We start from the raw sequence: 2253 nt of genomic DNA, 5'->3' as shown, positions 1-2253 counted from the left end.
TGTCTCGTGGGCTCTGTGATGTGTATAAGAGACAGCCCTTTAAGGGGGAGGGATAGAAAGTTTTGACCTCGATCAAAGCTCCCGCTCGGCTTGCGGGCGAGCCTTGTCCCCTCAGTCGCTCAAAGAGAGGGGACGCTTCCATGAGCCCGATCGAAATCGGTTATCTCGTGCTTGTCCTGGTCGCCTTCGGCGGCTTTGCCATCACGCTCGCCTACTATAACCATCACGCCAGTTGATCGGCGCCGGCCTTTTAGCGGCGCAAGGCGTAAGATAATTTGCTTCGAGCCTGCCGCCTTGGCTAGGGTGCGTTGAAGGAAACGCGCGCCAAAGGCGCCCAAGGCGGGGTTCATGGCCAACCCTTACGAGACTGGCCTCGAAAAGAATGCAGCGAATTATCAGCCGCTGACGCCGCTCACATTCCTTGCGCGGGCCGCTTCCGTGCATCCCGAACACATCGCGATCGTCCACGGCGACGCGGCGATCGACTACCGCACGTTCTATGCGCGCGCATGCCGCCTCGCCTCGGCGCTTAAGGGCCGCGGCGTCGGGCCGGGCGACACGGTCTCGGTGATGCTGGCCAACACCCCGGCCATGCTCGAGGCCCATTACGGCGTGCCCATGGTGGGCGCCGTGCTCCACTCCATCAACACCCGGCTCGATGCCCCCACTATCGCCTTCATGCTCGAGCACGCCGAGACGAAGGTGCTGATCGGCGACACCGAATACGCGTCCGTGTTGAAGGAGGCCTTGACCGACACCAAGGTCAAGCCGCTTCTGATCGACTATCGCGATCTCGAATGCGGCATCAACGGCGAGCGCTTAGGCAATCTCGACTACGAGGCCTTCATCGCCGACGGCGATCCGGACTTCGCCTGGGAGATGCCGAGCGATGAGTGGAAAGCGCTGTCGCTCAACTATACGAGCGGCACCACCGGCAACCCCAAAGGCGTGGTCTATCACCACCGTGGCGCGGCGCTCATGTGCTACGCCAACACCATCGCTACCGGCATGGGCCAGCACCCCGTCTATCTGTGGACGCTGCCCATGTTTCACTGCAACGGCTGGTGCTTCCCTTGGTCGATCAGCCTCGTCGCCGGCACCCATGTCTGCCTGCGCGCGGTCCGCGCCAAGCCCATGTACGACGCCATCGCCGAGCACAAGGTGACGCATCTGTCCGGCGCACCCTTCGTCATGGCGGCGCTGCTGAATGCCGGCGCAGACGAGCGGCGCGACTTCGACCACCGCGTCGCCTTCAATCATGCCGCCGCGCCGCCCCCCGCCGCCGTGCTCACCAAGATGGACGAGGCCGGCTTCGAGCTCACCCATCTCTACGGGCTGACCGAGACCTACGGTCCGGCGACGCTGAACGAATGGCACGCCGCCTGGGACGAGCTTCCGCAAGAGGAACGGCTCAAGAAGCGCATCCGCCAAGGCGTGCGCTATCACGCGCTCGAAGATCTGACGGTGATGGACCCGAGCACCATGGACAAGACGCCCGCCGACGGCGAGACCATCGGCGAGGTCATGTTCCGCGGCAACATCGTGATGAAGGGCTATCTCAAGAACGGCAACGCCACCGAGGAAGCCTTCGCCGGAGGCTGGTTCCATTCCGGCGATCTCGGCGTCATGCATCCGGACGGTTACATCCAGCTGAAAGACCGCTCCAAGGACATCATCATCTCCGGCGGCGAGAACATCTCCTCCATCGAGGTGGAGGATGTCATCTATCGCCACCCGGACGTGACCGGCGCCGCCGTGGTGGCGAAGCCCGATCCGAAATGGGGGGAGACACCTTGCGCCTTCGTGGAGCTGAAGGCCGGCGCCGACACCACCGAAGAGGAGATCATCGCCTGGTGCAGGGAGAAGCTCGCCCGCTTCAAATGCCCGCGCTACGTGGTGTTCGTGGACCTGCCCAAGACCTCCACCGGCAAGATCCAGAAGTTCAAGCTGCGCGACATCGCCAAGGACGTCCATTAGATGCCCCTGCTTCGCTTCGATCTGATCGAAGGCCGCACCGACGAAGAGCTCAAAGCCCTGCTCGATGCGACGCATCGCGCCATGCTGGAGGCCTTTAAAGTCCCAGAGCGCGACCGCTATCAGCTCGTGCACGAGCACAAGCCCGGGCACATGATCGTTGAGGACACAGGCCTCGGCATCCCGCGCACCGACAAGGTGGTGGTGGTCAGCATCACCTCCCGCCCCCGTACGCGCGAACAGAAGGAAGACTTCTACCGCCTACTCTGCGAGGAGCTC

Annotated in this window: 2 protein-coding genes; both read left to right on the top strand. The window is 63.2% G+C overall.

The features are described 5' to 3' along the window. Positions 1–348 precede the first annotated feature (348 nt). On the top strand, positions 349–1977 hold the full coding sequence (locus ACSLE4_RS10695; protein WP_435904442.1) for an acyl-CoA synthetase: 1629 nt from the start codon (positions 349–351) through the stop codon (positions 1975–1977). After that, on the top strand, positions 1978–2253 hold a 276-nt coding region (locus ACSLE4_RS10690; RefSeq protein ID WP_435904441.1), incomplete at its 3' end, for a tautomerase family protein. It lies immediately after the preceding gene.

This window comes from Methyloceanibacter sp. (assembly GCF_051306395.1).
Classification (GTDB): domain Bacteria; phylum Pseudomonadota; class Alphaproteobacteria; order Rhizobiales; family Methyloligellaceae; genus Methyloceanibacter.
This window is presented reverse-complemented; position numbering and strand designations above follow the sequence as displayed.

Coding starts and splice junctions, on each gene's coding strand:
- ACSLE4_RS10695 (WP_435904442.1), top strand. CDS start 349: ATGGCCAACCCTTACGAGACTGGCCTCGAAAAGAATGCAGCGAATTAT.